Below are 17,120 nucleotides of genomic sequence, written 5' to 3' on the forward strand. Positions count from 1 at the left end.
ATTGCCATTGCCATTGCCATTGCCATTGCCGTTGCCATTACCATTACCATTGCCATTGCCATTGCCATTGCCATTGCCATTGCCATTGCCGTTGCCATTACCATTACCATTGCCATTGCCATTGCCATTGCCATTGCCATTGCCATTGCCGTTGCCGTTGCCATTACCGTTGCCATTACCATTGCCGTTGCCATTACCATTGCCGTTGCCATTACCATTGCCATTCCCATTCCCTGGCTTTACAACCAACACATCAAATGTTAGTGTATGCTCACCATACGTTACCGTAATCGTCGTTTTACCTTGACCTTTTCCTTTTACAGCCCCCGCTTTTATAGTAGCTATTTTATCATTCGCTACTTCGTAGGTTGCAAGCTTTGTAACATCTTTTTCTGTTGTTTTACCATCAAAAATAGTTACTTCAGTAATCTTAACTGTAACTTCTTTACCTATTCTAGTTTCAACCTGAGCTTGGTCAATTTCTAGTGTTACTATTGGTTCTTTTACAACAGATGCTTTAACTGTCACATTTACAGTAACTTTATTATCACCGTATGAAATAGTAATTGTAGTCGTGCCCTCACCTACTGCAGTTACTAAGCCATCTACTATTGTTGCAATATTTTCATCTCCAACAACATAAGTAGCTTTTGAAGTTACGTCTTCCTCTGTTGCCTCACCTACTGCAGGCGTTGACGTTTCTGTTACCGTAAGTTGTGCAGTTTCTCCAGCTGTTAGGTCTAGCTTAGTTGGATTTACAGAAAGTGCTACTACTGGTTCTACTACTTCTTTTTCATATATCAATGCTTCACCAACATTCCCGGCAGCGTCATTAATTATTACTGATACAGCATTAGTTTCTGCTGTTACTGGGAATGTGAAGCTACCGTCTTGATTTAATTCAAAAGCAACTGGCGCTTGTACTTCGCCATTTACCGTCGAAATATAGGAAGCTTTTAATTTATCATTTAAATTGTAATTTAAACCGTATAAATATAACTCTTCATTGTAGTCGATATACTTATCTGTTACCTGTCCTGTAGCGACACCTTTAGCTACTGAACCAGTAATTTCTGGTTTAGTTGTTTTCACGAAAATTGGTCCAACATAACCGGAAACTACTCCTGATGCTGCAAGACCGGTGAAGTCAATTGTATACAGGCCATCTGGAATCGTTGTGGCAGGTTCTGATCCCCATGGTTTGTACTGCCCACCAACATTCAGCGTATAAGAGCCTTTTCCTAGCGCAGTACCTGCATGTAGATAACCAATGTAGCCGTCTCCGTATTCGCCACCTTCAGGATTCATAATATCCCAAAGCTCGATATAGTTAGTTGTTACATCTCCAGTTAATGTGAATGAAAGTACAGCTGAGTCTTTCACTCCATCTCCGTTAAAGGATAGGTCTGTTTCTGTAATCTTAAAATCTTTAAGTTCAGTTACTGCTGCGCCACCAAAGTCAGCTGCAAATGGCAATGAAATTTCTGTATCTCCACCGCTGATGTAAATATACCCTAGTATTTCAGAGCCTTTTGGTGCCGTAGCTTGTGAAGCAGTTAATGTAATATTTAAAACTTGCTCACCAACTAGATTAAATGTCGGCTGATCTACTGTAACAGTTGCATCACCAAATGTTTTTGTCACATCAATTGATACGTTATAATTGCCGCCGTTCCCTTTAATATCTTTTACTAAAACTTGTTTCGTTACAGAAATATCCCGGTCTTTAAGTGATTGTGGACCGAAAGTAACTGTACCTTTCAAGTTTTCTGTAACTGCACCAGTTCCATCTAAAATTGCGCTATCAAGTGCATAGGCAAGAATTTCTGGATGAACTGCTGCATAAGCATTTACACGCCCTGCCCCCTGAGAAAACACATCGTATGTTGTTTTATCTAAAACCTTTGCGGTGTTAGAAAGCGCCACTTTTACATCGAACGCGTTCCAATCAGGGTTTGCTTGTTTAATTAATGCAGCAATACCTGTAATATGTGGTGTTGCCATAGAAGTTCCTGTTTTACGATCATATGCTTCCCCATAATCTGCATCAGGGAAATCTTTTTTATACATTGGAATCGTTGACATAATGTTTGTTCCAGGTGCACTTACATCTGGTTTAATATCAAAGTTTGGTGTAGATGGTCCACGTGAACTTGAAGAGTTTACATCATCTCCTAGTGTCTTTGTGGAAGCAAATTTACTAAAGCTTACTTTTCCGATTCCGCCTGCTAATGCAGCGCGAATTGCATCGCCATCTGTTTGGGACATATCAAATGTTGGCAGAAAATCAAATGAATCACCAAGGAATGTGCCTGAAATGTTCGGTGCATTCGTTCCACCAGCAAAGTTATGAATAATTGTTGCGACTGCTCCATTTGCCTTTGCATTCGCAATTTTATCAACGAATGCGATACTGCCACGAGAAATCAATGCCACTTTACCTTTTACATCAATTCCTTCAAAGTCTTTTATTTCCCCGTTTCCAGGAACAGCAACTAGGTCAAATTCTCCTTGAAGCTGTGTTGCTAAATTTTTCGCAAAAGTGGTTCCCATTAATGGAAGCTGTTTTGTTAAGTTGTAGTTGCCAACTGTAACATTCACTTCCCCGTTATACATTGTTTCAGGATTTGATGTGTTACCAACAGCAATTCCTAAACGAGCGGTTGCAGGCGTGCCCATTGTTCCGCGATTTGGACCATCGTTCCCTGTTGCAATTACTCCGATTGTTCCAGCCATCATTGCATTATTAATAGCAAATGAACCAGCATCCGTTTCAGAGTTAGCTCCCCCGCCAAGTGAAAGGTTGATAACGTCCATTTTTTCTATTACAGCAGTTTCAATTGCTTTAACAATACCAGATGTAGCTCCACTTCCGTACGCCCCAAGAACACGGTAAGCATAAAGGTCTACTTTTGGAGCTATTCCTTTAATACCGAATTCGTTAGCTCCGATTGCTGCAATTATTCCAGCAACATGTGTACCGTGAGAAGTATAGAAAGAGCTTCCCTTTTCATTAAATTCAGGTGTCCCTACTGGACGCTCCGAGGGCAATGTTTCCGATGCATCGTTATCTGCCCGAGGCTTCGTGTAAGTTGCTGAATATGGAATGAAGTTTTTCCCACCCTTGTAAACCCCAGCAAACTCAGGGTGATCTGCATCAATACCAGTATCTAATACTGCTACTTTTATTCCTTGTCCTTCAATACCTTCCTTCCAAAGCTGTTCGATGCCGAGGAAAGAATTACTTGTATTCATTTGAGCTTCTAATTGATCTTCCTTAATAAGTTCCGATGATTTCATCGTATTATCTTCTGATGCATAAACAATTGCATCAGGTTCGATTAATGTAATTCCTTCTACTGTAAGCAGTTTCGGGAGATCATTTGCTTTCACAGTTGCCGCAAAACCGTTTAAAACAGTATCAAATGTGTATCCTTGAGTCATCTGAACTTTTTTAGTAGCTAACTCTTTTTTAACTTTTGCTTGTTGTGCTTTTACGTTTGAACGAACTTCATTTGCGCGGGCATTAGAGAATTTTTGGCCTTTGACTTGGCTCATTCCTTGCTCTAGTGCCACAGGCTTTTCAGATAAATGAATGATGACTGCAACATCTTGATTGCCTGATACATTTTGTAAGCTTTCGTGAAGAGTTGGACCATCTTTAGACAAGCTTAGCTGTTCAGCGATAGCAGCCTTTAGTTGAATTATACTTTCACTTTGACTATCCTGCTTGAATGGTTTCGATTCTTCAGCACTAGCACTCGACAATGGAACCAATAGAGAAAGCACCATAACGAAAGTTAGAATACTACTTAAGAACTTCGTAAAATTAAACTTTTTCAAATCTCATTTCCCCCTCTGCTTTTAGTTGTCACACTTTTGGATTTAGTGTGATATTTCCAATTTATCACAAGGGGACCAATCCGAATATCCTAATATTTAAATATTCTGAATTATTGATAATTAGTATCAGGTTATCAAAGATAGATTAAATCTATCTTCCTAGTAATTTAATAAAAAAGTAGAACTTTCAAATGAGAAATGACTTATAGGAATTCATTAATTTTTTCAATTAATCCTATCAAGGCAGCAGTTTAGGTACAGTCGGTGGTGTAGTTGCTTATAGAAAATTCATGTCCGTAAACTAGCAAAAAAGAAGGTACAAGAAAAAATCCTGTACCTTCTTTTTTTTATGTTGTCGCGATTTCCGCAATTTCTGCACCCACATGTACGGGTGGTTTACGATCTTTCCATGGAGCAGATTCTTCTAATTGTTTCCCAAGCTGTAGAAGGGTTAACTCATCTGCGAAGCGTCCTGTAAATTGTAGCCCGATAGGTAAGCCAGACGCACTCATCGCAAGTGGCAATGATAACGATGGTTGACCTGTTGCGTTAAACAAATTGGTAAACGGCGCGTATGTGAATAGTTGCTCTGTCCATTCAATCGCCGAGATGTTTGGATTATTCGCATTTAGCTCACCAATTTTCGCTGGTAATGTGCCGATTGTTGGGCTTAAAAGCACATCATAATCTGCAAAGAATGTCGCTACTTGACGTGATACAAGTGCATTCGTATTAATGGCTTCTAAAAGTGCGCTAGCTTTTAAGTCTTTGCCATATTCATAGCATTGCCAAATGGCTGCTTCGATATTATCGCGTGAAGGTGTTTTACCTGTTAATTCCGCTGCCCCCACAATCATTTTATAAATATTCGCTGTCCAAATATCTACCGTTGCACGTGAAAATGGTGCTTGGTCGTAAACTGGTCGAGCTTCGACTACTTCATGCCCTAATTCTTCTAATAATTTTACGGCCTTATGTACGGCCTCGATACATTCCGGATCAACGAATGCACCAGAATTTGTTTCTGTTGTCCAGGCGATCTTCAGTGGAAGTACCTTTTGCTGAATTGCTTTACTGTACGGCATTTCTGGACTTTGAATAATCGAGTAGCATCCTAAGTCTGGTCCAGCTACTTGGTCCAGTAATGTAGCGGTATCACGAATGGTTTTTGTCAACGCAAATTCAATGGCTAGTCCATTTAATGCCTCACTATTATAAGGCCCCATTGGCACGCGACCACGTGAAGGCTTTAAGCCAACGACACCACTGCATGATGCAGGAATTCGAATGGATCCGCCTCCATCATTACCATGTGCGATTGGGACGATACCACTTGCGACAGAAGCACCTGCACCGCCACTTGAACCACCAGGGCTATGGTTTAGATTCCATGGGTTACGTGTTGGACCATAAATGACAGCTTCCGTTGCTGCATTATAGCCGAACTCTGGTGTTGTGGTAGTACCGCTTAACACAAAACCAGCGTTTTTAAAACGTTTCATTAATTCACTATCGACAGACATTACAGCATTTTCTGCAACACGACTGCCCATACTATGTGGCACACCTTCTGCATGGAGTACAACTTCTTTAATTAAAAATGGGACACCTGCAAATGGTTGATTATCATTTAAAGTTGAAATTGCTTTTTCAGCTTGTTCCTCTAACACGCTAACAACGGCATTAATCGAAGGGTTAACCTTATCAATACCTTGTAGCGCTAATTTTGTAAGTTCTTGTGGTGTCACTTGCTTTGTTTTTACTAACTCCGCTAATCCAAGACCGTCATATGAAGCATATTCTTGTAATTTCATCTGATCACCTCATTATAGTTTTGACTTACAAATTCATTTTAAATTGAGATGAAAAGAATTGATATTACCCGAAAGGATAATTTGTTTTTAACGAGAATATATGGATTTAAAATAAGGAATTGGAGGAATTGATGTTGTGTGAGCAAAAAGAGGTGAAGTATTTATTAGAAGCAACGTTTAAGATTTCGAATATGAATATGCAACAAACAAGTGAAGACTTTAAATTGAATATGTTGCAAGTATTGAGTGAATGTTTTCAATATGAGCATACGGTATTTTGGGAAGTTACGGATGGGGAGTTAAATGAACAGCCTATCTGTTTCAATGTAGAAACAGATACGGTACAAAATTATCTACATGAATATAAATATTATGATCCTTTACACCCAGTGAATATGCGAAACCAACCCGATATTCAATTAATGCAACGAAATGAAGTAATATCGATGAAGAAAAAGCGGTATTATGTTGAACGCTTTTTACAATTAAATGATTTTATAGATGAAATGGTTATGTATTTGTACAATCAGCAAAAGCCAACAGCGGCTATTGGCTTTTTGCGAAAAAAAGGGGAAACACCATTTACAGAGCAGGATAGTCAAAAGCTATTGTATGTAAAACGGACGATTGAAAATGTATATTTATTACATCAATATGTTCAGCCAGACGAGTCATTGCAAACTACACAACGTGAAAAAGAGTTGTTAATGTATTTATGTAAAGGATTTAAAAATGCAGAAATCGCCAATTATTTATATGTCAGCGAAAATACAGTAAAGAAGCATTTGCAAAATTTGTATCGAAAATTTCAAGTAACTTCCCGAACGCAGCTTGCATTAAAATACACAGAAAGCTTTCGAGCATAAAAATAAGATGTTGCCAATCGATAAAAACCAAGTGCTATTTTAACCCGAACAATCCACCACTTTATTTAGCAGATTTTTCGCATCCTATGTTAGAAAAATTTAAAATGATTATTTATAGCCCTATCCTGATATACTATCGAATTACACGAAAGATTGTTCAGCCCGTTCCAATTTAGTTATCTCCTTTAATGTTATTTAACCGACCGTTTACTTAAATGAAGTGAAAATGTAAATAGGGTTTAAACTATAATAAATTTAACTTTTCAAGTAAGATTTAATTAACAAGAAAAGGTGGTGAGCTTGTGTTTGAAAGAATAGATGAAAAGAAGGCGGCATTGGATGCTAAGCGACCATTACCGAAATATACGGTGCAAAGTTTGCGTGAAAAGTTGTTTTTAGAATGGACGTATAACTCCAATGCAATCGAGGGTAATACGCTAACGATAAACGAAACTAAGGTAGTGCTTGAGGGGATTACTGTCGGAGGCAAAACGATGCGAGAGCATTTAGAAGTAATTAACCATCGAGATGCAATATCGTATGTTGAGGATATTGTGCGAAAAGAAGAGCCATTTTCAGAGTGGCAAATAAAAAATTTACATCGATTAGTGTTAAAGAGAATTGATGATGAGTATGCGGGCGTGTACCGAAATCAGCAAGTATTTATTTCGGGGGCAGTCCATACACCACCAGAGGCGATTAAGATTCAAGAACAGATGGATCAATTAATGAAATGGTATGAAGGGGATGCGCAAAGTTTACATCCAATAGAACGTGGTGCGATGCTGCATGCGATTTTTGTCGGTATCCATCCATTTATTGATGGTAACGGTCGAACTTCTAGATTGTTGTTAAACCTAGAGTTAATGAAATCAGGATATCCGCCAATTATTATTAAAGTAGAAAACCGACTAGCTTATTATAATGCTTTAGATAAAGCACATACGACTAAAGATTATCGTGATTTTATTGAACTAGTAGCTACGGAAGTAGAATCTTCATTAAACCTATATCTAAGCGCAGTATAAAAATAGAGCACTTTCATTTTATAGAGTAGACGATGTTATACAAAAAAACACGGAAATAAGAAAGGAGTCTTTCTAAAAAGTATGTACTTATTAGACAGATGGATCTTTATGCTGGATATGACTTGAAATCCAGCCGACGATGAGAGCGAGTAAAAGGTAAATGAGTAAAAACAATCCTTGTGCGGCTAAGTTTGACCAGCCCCCAAGGGAACCAGCTTGTCAACGAACTATTGGGTTAACCTGGTCCGAAAAACGCTACTTTACACCAATTGCTAAGCAGTTTCGCCAATTTGTTGTAGAATACTTTTTAACAATTTCTCAAAATTGATGAAATGACCTCTAATATAAAAGAAAAAATAAGCTGTATAGAAAGTTTGATTTTTAATAACTTCTATACAGCTTATTTTTTTAAATCTTTATATAAAACATGCATCTCATTCATCGATCAACACGCTAAAAAAATGATCGTGTATGCCACAAACTTTTACTGGGCATAAACATAATCAAGATGCATGGTAAGAGCTATTATCGTTAACTTTTTATTGCTAAGCCACTAAAAGAAATCGGTCCAACAATATTTGCTTGTGTGTTAGGTGTAATGTTCTCAACAAAAACCTGATAGAAGCTAGTGCCAGCTGGTAAGTTGGAATCAATAGCTTGGAATGTAAAGATATAGTTTTGTTCTGAACCAGCTGATTCTGCGCCATTTTGAGTATTATAGATTTCTTTCCCGTTACGGAAGATTCTAAATACAAGTTGAGAAATATTTGTAACTCCCGTCACACCAACGCTTGCAAGTAGCTCAACGTTATTATTTCTTGAAGCGGTGCCTGGGATGTTTATTTGAATCGAAGCTAAAAGAACTCTAAATGGAGCCTGTGGAATTGGAAAAGCAGTTTCTGGGTTAAACGTACTTAGAGGTTCAGTTGCTTGGTAATCAAGAACTTGCGCCATTTTATCACCTCCTTTTGCTAGGATACTATAAGATATGTTCTATATTAGAGCTCCGATTGTGTAGTAAACTAAGCCGTGCTATTTTTTTAAACTTTGTTTAGTTAATCCGTTTTAGCCCTACTGAAATTTGTTGTGTGTAAGCTCTCAAATTAAACTCATGTAGATTTATTAGGGAGAGTTTTTCATAAGTTTGAGGAATAAAATATGTGAAAAGGTATGTGAACATAGTTGTTTTGCATACCTTTTTAGATGAGATGAATTTATATTTGAGGCAAATCTTCTTTGAAAGATGTGGTAGATATTCTTTTTACATTGAAATGAGCCAAATAAAATCATCCTCAATAATAATCTGAACGTCTAGACCAAGGCTAATCAATTTCTCAGCTTTTAATTGTTTCGTACTTATACCGCGACGTTTGTCCCCAAGAATAAGGAAATCTGTATCTTGCGTAACTGCCCCTTGCATAATCCCTCCATAAGCTCGTACTTTTTTCGCAGCTTCTGAACGTGTCATAGTGGAAAGGGCACCAGTAAAGACGATTTGTTTATTATAAAACGGATGCATCAAGCATTCGGATGGGTCAGAAAGTAAGATGACTTCTGTGTTGTCCTTATTGTTGTTCATGTTTACTCTCCTTAATTGAAATGAAAGATTTTTACCTGAATTCTAGGTGAGTTTGATTGATAGGATGTAGGTAACAAAGGAATGTCTCTCTACATTTAAACTATTCATGAAGAATAGTATCATATAGATCCGTTCTTCATGAATATTTGTACCAATAGATAAAAAAAGGTATGTGAATTTAAATTGATTTCGCACACTTTTTTTCCAAAAGAAGGATTTTATAAATATTGCCCGTACTAAGGAATAGAGAGAGAAAAGTTCTTGTCCAAAAAGCTAGCCTATTAGCAAAGGAAAAATAAGGGCAAAAGGATGGAAAGCAATCATACTGCCAATAAAAAGATGGCTAAAGAAAATTTGTAGTCGATACGCTTTAGAGGAAATGTACTTGAAGGACCGTATCGAGTGCGATTAACTCTAGAAAGTGAAGTAAAAGGCTTTATTAAAGGAGACTGATCATTTTAGACGGTCTCCTTTTCCTTAAACTTGTTCTTCACTCATTAATGCATGAGTATTACTTTCTAAAAGGGGAGCATTCATTTGATTACATAGATATTCATTAACTTTTCCGTACATATTTTCTGCACATTTTCCAATACTATATCTAGATTATTTATCAAATTAGCACGAAGGGAAGAGGCAAAATTGGCTAAGCACTCAGATATGAGCTGGAAACAGGATCATCCAAGCACTTTGTTTGGGAACTCTGTCCAAAAGGCAGAGCGTTTGTTGAAGCATGCAAAGTCACATCCGGAGGAGATAGCGATTGAGCATGCTTTCAATCAAATCGAACATGCAGAAAATGCATTCATGAATGCAAAGCAATTTGGTGAGCATTTGGATACAGTCCAACAAAATAAAGAATACTTAGAGCAAATCAAGCAGCAATTACACGAAATGCAAGGCAAACAGTAGATAGCAGAAATAAAAATATTGCTTTAAGCAGTTTAAGCCCTATAATCTAAAGGACTTAAGCTGCTTAATTTTATTCCTTTTGTTTGCTTACATATAATGCACTGTTGGTCAATTTTATATGTGAAATGTTGTACAGATGAGGAAACATAATGTTTTGAATAACAGAATGTAATCCGTCGATTTGAAAAAGTATAGTTAGTAAAGAGCGTAACGTGGAAGATTGAATCCTTTCCTGGGAAATATTTTCTATTGTTTTTAGTTAACACCAAACAATTATTGTATACGGTGTAGTTTGTGCAGGAATGCTTCTTGTAGTAGGGCCATAGATAACAATTAGGTTTCGATTTGCCGGGCTTTTTGAAAAAGGTTGCCCATTTTTAAGCAAGATAGGCGTATAAGTAGAAAGATTTAGTTGTAATTGGCCATCACTACTCACTAATTGGCTATTAAAAAAGTCGACTTTGACATTTTGATAGTTATTTTCCTTTACGACGACGAGTGCTCGATATTGAGGCGGATATATCAAAGGGACAGGCGCATCTCCATCATAATATCCAGTAATCTGATCACCGATTGTTACAATTTCTTGGTTTACAAAATAAGTAGAAGGTGAGATGACAAAATTGACGATGCCACGAGTACTATCTTCTATCGTCATTAGTTTATAACAACCTTCCTTTTCTCCGTTTTGTCCGATTGGAAAATCATCCATCTGAGTGACGACCCCTCGAAATGATTTAAAATTTACCATAGCCATTCCTTTCTTTATAAAATCTAAATCGATCATTGGTGAGACAATAGCTTTGATTATTGTTTACCCAAAGGAACTGATTTGAAATCAATTACTAAAAGAAAACCAATTTTATAATATAGTACAGCGTCATATTAATTTATGTAACATCTCTAATTTGGGTGACAGATAATGATTTTATTTATCAAAGGTTAGGTTTCTATATGACATGAATCAATATATACTTAATTTGCAAACTATAATGTTCATTTTTCAAAGGAGGGGAGCCTATTGAAGTGGATTTCTAAAAATAAGAAACCCCTTTTACTATTCATCATTATTATTATTGTCATTGCTGGGATACTCGATATCAAATATGAAGGATTGTTCTTTCAACTATTACCAGAGTCTATTCAAAACCGTTTAGATGATATTTTCTAGGACACAGAGGCTAGCTATAAAACTCTTTTATTCATAGTTGGAATTGGCTTTATAACTTCATTAGCAACAGCAGTATATTTCTTGTACTAACGATAGGTAGTAGATCCAGAAGATTGATTGTGGCTCTTTTGATTAAAATCTGTTGACATGGAGTTAACTCCATCTTTTAAAGTGAAAGTATTAAAAGAATGGGGTGATGTAAATGGATATTATTGTTTATGTATTGATAGGGGTATACGCATTATTAACAGGGATTGCAGGCTTGTATCAATGGAAAGAGCACGGATATCAAATACGAACATTCTTATTTGTAGTTTTATCTATAGGTATTCTTGTAACGATATTTATACCAAACAAAGCTCTGGTACTGGTGTTGCTAATCCTTGAATTTGTATTGTTACATGTATTCGCAGTTGCGGAAGGGCTATTGACAAATAAACAACTAAGATATAGTCACCATATCGTTCGCTTCATATTCCATTGTATACTGCTATTATTGGTTTATAAATTTATAGTGTAGTAGGTGATGATCATAAAAATTGGTGAATTTGCTACATGTACGGATCTTAGTAAAGATACGATTCGTTATTACGAAAAAATGGGTCTATTACATCCGGAAATAAAAAACAAACATCGTGAGTATAACGAGGAACATATTGAAATCATTAGTGCAATTCTTAAACTAAAGCAATGTGGTTTTTCACTTCAAGAAATTAAAATGCTTTTTGAATGGTCGCAAAATACTGATGAAAATGATGAATTGACAGAAGCGGAAATTCAGAACGTTCAACAGCTGAAAATATTATTTCAAAATAAGTATAAGCAAATGCTTCAAAGAGAAAATGAGATTAAACAAATAAAGCAAGTCTTACTACGTGCTGATCATAAAATGGAGCAACTACTAGAAAAAAATAAAGGTTAGATGGGTGTTCTAATTAGAATAACGGCATCATTTTAGAAACAATTGAGATAATCATCTAATTGAACAAAAGATCCTGAAAACGACGGATATATTTCTTTATAACTAAAGGGAACATCAATAAAAAAGATAATATTTTTTATAATTTAACACAGCTAATAATGCTGTGTTTTTTTCATTTACAAAGTTAAAGGTTTTTTTTGATAAATATTGAATATATGAGATATTCCAAAGCTCAATTTTTAAGAAAGGTGATGATAGTTTTATGGAAGAATGGCAAATGGCACTTGAAGAGTTTTTAAAAGATTGGAAGAACCGAAATGATGTTGTAGGGGCACTCGTATGTGGGAGCTATATAACGGGAGATCCTTCAAAGCGTTCTGATATAGATGTACATATTATTTTATCTGAAGATGTTGATTGGCGAGAGAGAGGGAATAGAATTGTTAAAGGTTTTCTTATAGAATATTTCGCTAATCCACCAAAACAAATTCGCAAATACTTTCAAGAAGATTTTCAAATCCATAGAACAATGTCCATGGTTCAATTCATTACAGGAAAGATTCTATTTGATAACACGGGAATACTTAATGAGTTAAAAATCGAAGCGGAACATTGGATAAACAATGACTATGATGAACTAAATAAAACAGTTTTAGAAATAAAAAAATATTCACTATGGGATTCACTAGATAATTTAAAGGATTGTTTTGAACAACAAAGAGTGGATTTCCCTTTTGTGTATTTTAACTCATTAGCTAATTTATTTTCTGAGTACTGTCAGTTCTTAAAGTTAGAAAGCATTCCATACTATCAAGTACATTCTTATCTTATAGAGCCAGCATTTATTAAAAAATATCTAAAAAATGTTTTTCCTGATTCGATATTTAAAGAAATGTTTTTAAAAGCATTACTTGAAACGGACAAACAAAAGATGATGGAGGCATATGAAGAGGTAGTAAACCATGTATTTAATCAGATGGGTGGTTTCAAAATAGATGGTTGGAAAATAAAAAGCCCTGTCGAAAAATAGGATGAGATTTGGTTTTTTGGTTAGAATAAAAGAAATAAGTTTACGCTAGAAAGTATTAAGAAAATTCGGTGTGTTTTTATATGTAGTGGAGCTGGTGCAAAAACAAGACTGGTTCCATATTTTTATGTTATTATATAGATATAATATTAAAAAAATCCTCATTATTATATGAAAATGCTAGCTAATTTTAGGTCAATTATTCCATAAAACTTAAATAAAGGTTAGGTTTCTTTGTGGTGGAATAGGAGGTTTTTCTCTTGATTTATTAAGGGAAAGGCTCGAAAAATGCACATAACTCTCATATAGATAGTTGATATTTTAATCTTTATGTAATTATGATACACTGCAATAAGGTAATAATTGATACAGAAAAGGTGTACTCCTAGGTTACTCCTAGGCTTACTGAGACATCTAAGCAGGAGAGCTTTACATCCTTTCTGCAAATCTTAATATATAAGGAAGGTAAAAATGAGTAACAGACAAATTAAATCAGATGTTATCTTAATTGGTGCCGGAATCATGAGTGCTACTTTGGGGACAATGCTCAAAGAATTAGCGCCAGATTGGAAAATTACAGTGTTTGAGCAGCTCGATAAAGCTGGTGAAGAAAGTTCTCACGAATTAAATAATGCGGGAACTGGGCATGCGGCACTTTGTGAGCTTAACTACACTTCAGAGAAAAAAGATGGATCAATCGATATTAGCAAAGCGATTAAAGTTAATGAGCAGTTCCAACTTTCAAAACAGTTTTGGTCTTATCTTGTGAACAACCAACTGATCAGTAATCCACAAGACTTTATTATGCCTTTACCTCATATGAGTTTAGTACAAGGTGCAGACAATGTAGAGTTTCTAAAAAAACGTCATGAAACGATGACAAAAAATCCTTTATTCCAAGGTATGGAATTTTCTGATAACCCAGAAAAACTAAAGGAATGGATTCCTCTTATTATGCAAGATCGTCCAGCAGATGAAGCTATCGCTGCGACAAAAATTGACACTGGTACAGACGTTAACTTTGGTGCATTAACACGTATGTTATTCGACCACTTAAAAACTCAAGACGTTGATATCAACTACAATCATAGTGTTGAAAGCATGAAACGTACTAGCGATGGTTCATGGGAAGTACGAGTACACGACAAAAATGGCTGTAAAATGGAATACCATACAGCAAAATTTGTCTTCCTTGGAGCTGGTGGAGGAAGCCTAGAATTACTACAAAAATCAGGTATTCCTGAAGGAAAACATATTGGTGGATTCCCAATCAGTGGATTATTCTTAGTATGTAAAAACCAAGAAGTTGCTGAACAACATCATGCGAAAGTATACGGAAAAGCTAAAGTTGGTGCTCCACCAATGTCTGTTCCGCATCTTGATACACGCTATATTGATAACAAAAAATCTTTATTATTTGGACCGTTCGCAGGTTTCTCACCTAAGTTCTTAAAAACAGGTTCAAATATGGATTTATTTGCTTCTGTAAAACCGCATAATATTACAACGTTATTAGCGGCAGGGGTTAAAGAGATGGGATTAACAAAATATTTAATCCAACAACTTATGTTATCTAAAGAACAACGTATGGAAGAGCTACGTGATTTCATCCCGAATGCTAAGAGCGATGATTGGGATATTATTGTAGCTGGTCAACGTGTACAAGTTATTAAAGATACTGAAGCTGGTGGTAAAGGAACGCTTCAATTTGGTACGGAAGTTGTAAGTGCTTCTGATGGCTCAATTGCTGCATTACTTGGAGCTTCTCCTGGTGCTTCTACTGCCGTTCACGTTATGCTTGAGGTAATCAATAAATGCTTCCCTCAACATGTTAACGAGTGGGAGTCAAAACTTAAAGAAATGATCCCATCATACGGCAAATCATTAGTAGAAAATCCAGAGCTTCTTAAAGAAATTAACGAAACAACAGACGAAGCGCTTCGTTTAAAATAAAATTAGATGTAGAAACAAAGGATTTAAGCGTTTGTTTCTACAAAATAAAATAGAACCTTCATTCTAATTTTGGATGGAAGGTTCTATTTTTTTATTTCACAAATGGAGTTGCAGTGGGAATTTTCATCCATATTAACTAATATATTAAAATAGGCATTAATTAATGACAAATACACGAGGATTGAATGAAAATAGTTGAATGGACAGCATGATGAGAAATACTAATGAAGTATATGGCGAATATTCGACTCTTAATGAAGAACAACAACAAGCAATTGTTGAAGAGATAGCAATTGAGGAATTTGAAAAAGTTTGAGGGAGCTCCATTTTTGGGAGATGAATTAGACCCTCGCGTACAATTAATGATTATTAAACAAATAAGAAACACACCTTTTATTATCAAACAAAAGGTGTGCTTCTTATTTTAAAATTTAAGCTTGGAAAAACAAAATTGGATAGAGCGTTTGATATACATTGAACAAAAGAACAGCAACAAAGAAACCAAGAGTGCTAGAGGAATGCTGAAAGCGATCGGAAGCTCAACACCGTTCCAAATGCTCATTTGTATTTGTTCCAAGCCGAATGTTCGCAAAATGCCGGCTACTATTGATAGTAATGCGCTTAAGACTAGCCCTGCATAGAGGATAGATAATACGAGAAGGGCTAATGAGCAAAAAAAGCCTTGAATGATTTTTATGAATGTCATTCCTTTTCCCTCCGTATAATTTGCTGCACCTTGGCGTTTTTAGCAATCGAATAGCTTTTTGTATAATAAAGTGTTTGTATATGACAATTATCGCCTACTGCTACAATATCTCCATCAACGATTTCTGCATCTGTATAGGAAAGATGTATTTGTTCACCTTTAATATATTTACAATTCAGCTTTTTCTTTAGAAAAGATATAGATAACGTATCTTTTTCTACATGTATCACATCTGCAATAAGCTTTCCAATCTCATTTCCACCAGACATTTTTAATTGAAAATGTTTAGCCTCTATTTCATTCGCTTGAACAAGACCGATTGCATGAAACTGTTCTGCTTGTAAGTTTTGTTCAATGGTCAACTTCCCAGAACTATTCAATTTTGTTACTCGCCCATTGCGCATATTTAAGCTCCCGGCATTTTTAATCTCATTAATTTCACAAAAATCTTTTATAGAGCATGATCCTGTACTATTTAAAATTTGTGCTTCAACGTGGGAATGAAAAGAACTATGACCATGAGTAGAGATTTTTTTTACGCGTACCTCTTGATGTAAAGTAACGAATCCACGGATATTTAATTGCTCACAATCCGCTGCTAAATCTGTAATATTGCCATTAGTAAGGGTTACTGTACGTAGTTTTTGAATCACGGATAATCACCTCATGTTAATTTAATTAATATATATTTTAATAATTGAAATATATATTAATTAAAGTATATGTCGCTTTGTTTTGTCAAGAACAAAAAATTTGCCATGAGCTTTTTATGTATTTTCTGGGCAATAAAAAAAGGACTTCAATTTTATGAAATCCTAAAAAATTTTTTTCATTAACTGATTAACCTCACGCAATATTTTTGCCATGTCTATCAGTTTTTCCTGTGGAAACTTTAAAAATAAATCTTGAACCTTCAATTCGCCGTTATTAGTTAAAATCATTTTTACAACACGACGATCTTCTTGCTCTCTAATTCGCTCTACCAATTCTAATTTTTCCAGCTTATCGCACATCGATGTAACGGCTCCTGGTGTCACACTAAAGAATTCAGCAATTTCTGTTGCTTTCATACCACCATTAATCTTTAGCTGAAGTAGGAGGATTAGTTGATTTTGAGATAATGATTCTCCCTCAGATAAAAGATTTACAAACATTTTCGATGTATGCTGTATTTCAAACATCTCTTTCATAATGATTTCCACATTGTGCAATTGATCATTTTTTGACATAGTATCACAGCCCATTAAAATATTTAATAACTAAATTATATAGTAAATAAATAATGTGAGCTACTATCGA

Annotated in this window: 15 protein-coding genes and 1 pseudogene; 8 read left to right on the forward strand and 8 right to left on the reverse strand. The window is 35.6% G+C overall.

The genetic code is table 11. From position 1 onward, the window contains the following. Both ACMZ42_RS12085 and ACMZ42_RS12090 read right to left on the reverse strand, forming a co-directional pair. On the reverse strand, positions 1-3,843 hold a 3,843-nt coding region (locus tag ACMZ42_RS12085), incomplete at its 3' end, for a S8 family serine peptidase (protein WP_415731623.1). A 347-nt stretch (positions 3,844-4,190) separates the two neighbouring features. Further along, a complete protein-coding gene (locus ACMZ42_RS12090) occupies positions 4,191-5,657 on the reverse strand; it encodes an amidase (RefSeq protein ID WP_415731624.1) in 1,467 nt (488 codons plus the stop codon). 131 nt (positions 5,658-5,788) lie between these two features. Between ACMZ42_RS12090 and ACMZ42_RS12095 the strand changes: the two genes are divergently transcribed. The 3 genes and pseudogenes from ACMZ42_RS12095 to ACMZ42_RS12105 form a co-directional block, all read left to right on the forward strand. Further along, on the forward strand, positions 5,789-6,523 hold the full coding sequence (locus tag ACMZ42_RS12095; RefSeq protein WP_415731625.1) for a response regulator transcription factor: 735 nt from the start codon (positions 5,789-5,791) through the stop codon (positions 6,521-6,523). 302 nt (positions 6,524-6,825) lie between these two features. After that, positions 6,826-7,551 carry a Fic family protein gene (locus tag ACMZ42_RS12100; RefSeq protein ID WP_402869902.1) on the forward strand — a complete coding sequence of 242 codons (726 nt, stop codon included), beginning with the start codon at positions 6,826-6,828 and terminating at the stop codon, positions 7,549-7,551. Positions 7,552-7,759: 208 nt separating this feature from the next. Next, positions 7,760-7,879: pseudogene (locus ACMZ42_RS12105) on the forward strand (LysR family transcriptional regulator); the annotation flags it as partial. Positions 7,880-8,082: 203 nt separating this feature from the next. On the opposite strand, the gene ACMZ42_RS12110 reads toward ACMZ42_RS12105, so the two are convergent. Both ACMZ42_RS12110 and ACMZ42_RS12115 read right to left on the reverse strand, forming a co-directional pair. Further along, positions 8,083-8,505, reverse strand: coding sequence for an exosporium protein C (locus ACMZ42_RS12110; protein ID WP_370077891.1), 423 nt, complete (start codon positions 8,503-8,505; stop codon positions 8,083-8,085). 307 nt (positions 8,506-8,812) lie between these two features. Continuing rightward, positions 8,813-9,130, reverse strand: a complete 318-nt coding sequence (locus ACMZ42_RS12115) for a BRCT domain-containing protein (RefSeq protein WP_415731626.1) — start codon at positions 9,128-9,130, stop codon at positions 8,813-8,815. 642 nt (positions 9,131-9,772) lie between these two features. On the opposite strand from ACMZ42_RS12115, the gene ACMZ42_RS12120 reads away from it, so the two are divergent. Continuing rightward, entirely contained in the window at positions 9,773-10,042 is a 270-nt protein-coding gene (locus ACMZ42_RS12120; RefSeq protein WP_142510053.1) for a hypothetical protein, read from the forward strand. Positions 10,043-10,301: 259 nt separating this feature from the next. Here the strand turns inward: ACMZ42_RS12120 and ACMZ42_RS12125 are convergent, their stop codons facing one another. Then, positions 10,302-10,793: a hypothetical protein gene (locus tag ACMZ42_RS12125; protein ID WP_415731627.1), complete on the reverse strand. Its 492-nt coding sequence runs from the start codon at positions 10,791-10,793 to the stop codon at positions 10,302-10,304. 270 nt (positions 10,794-11,063) lie between these two features. Here ACMZ42_RS12125 and ACMZ42_RS12130 point away from each other — a divergent pair, with 270 nt between their 5' ends. The 4 genes from ACMZ42_RS12130 (at position 11,064) to ACMZ42_RS12145 (ending at position 15,115) form a co-directional block, all read left to right on the forward strand. Next, a complete protein-coding gene (locus tag ACMZ42_RS12130) occupies positions 11,064-11,213 on the forward strand; it encodes a hypothetical protein (protein ID WP_415731628.1) in 150 nt (49 codons plus the stop codon). Between the two features lie 526 nt (positions 11,214-11,739). After that, positions 11,740-12,135, forward strand: a complete 396-nt coding sequence (locus ACMZ42_RS12135; protein ID WP_415731629.1) for a MerR family transcriptional regulator — start codon at positions 11,740-11,742, stop codon at positions 12,133-12,135. Positions 12,136-12,397: 262 nt separating this feature from the next. Beyond that, positions 12,398-13,165, forward strand: a complete 768-nt coding sequence (locus tag ACMZ42_RS12140; RefSeq protein WP_415731630.1) for a nucleotidyltransferase domain-containing protein — start codon at positions 12,398-12,400, stop codon at positions 13,163-13,165. A gap of 468 nt (positions 13,166-13,633) precedes the next feature. Beyond that, positions 13,634-15,115, forward strand: coding sequence for a malate:quinone oxidoreductase (locus ACMZ42_RS12145; protein WP_370077875.1), 1,482 nt, complete (start codon positions 13,634-13,636; stop codon positions 15,113-15,115). 424 nt (positions 15,116-15,539) lie between these two features. Here ACMZ42_RS12145 and ACMZ42_RS12150 read toward each other — a convergent pair whose 3' ends face one another. From ACMZ42_RS12150 to ACMZ42_RS12160, 3 genes are all read right to left on the reverse strand, one after another. Beyond that, positions 15,540-15,821 (reverse strand): hypothetical protein, encoded by a 282-nt coding sequence (locus tag ACMZ42_RS12150; protein ID WP_370043957.1) that lies wholly within the window; start codon positions 15,819-15,821, stop codon positions 15,540-15,542. Further along, on the reverse strand, positions 15,818-16,474 hold the full coding sequence (locus ACMZ42_RS12155; protein ID WP_370077869.1) for a hypothetical protein: 657 nt from the start codon (positions 16,472-16,474) through the stop codon (positions 15,818-15,820). Before ACMZ42_RS12155 ends, ACMZ42_RS12150 begins: the two co-directional genes overlap by 4 nt. A gap of 162 nt (positions 16,475-16,636) precedes the next feature. Further along, complete coding sequence (locus ACMZ42_RS12160) at positions 16,637-17,050, reverse strand: MarR family transcriptional regulator (protein ID WP_370077867.1); 414 nt, start codon at positions 17,048-17,050, stop codon at positions 16,637-16,639. Positions 17,051-17,120: the final 70 nt, after the last annotated feature.

This window comes from Lysinibacillus sp. NPDC056185 (assembly GCF_047737915.1).
Taxonomy (GTDB): domain Bacteria; phylum Bacillota; class Bacilli; order Bacillales_A; family Planococcaceae; genus Lysinibacillus.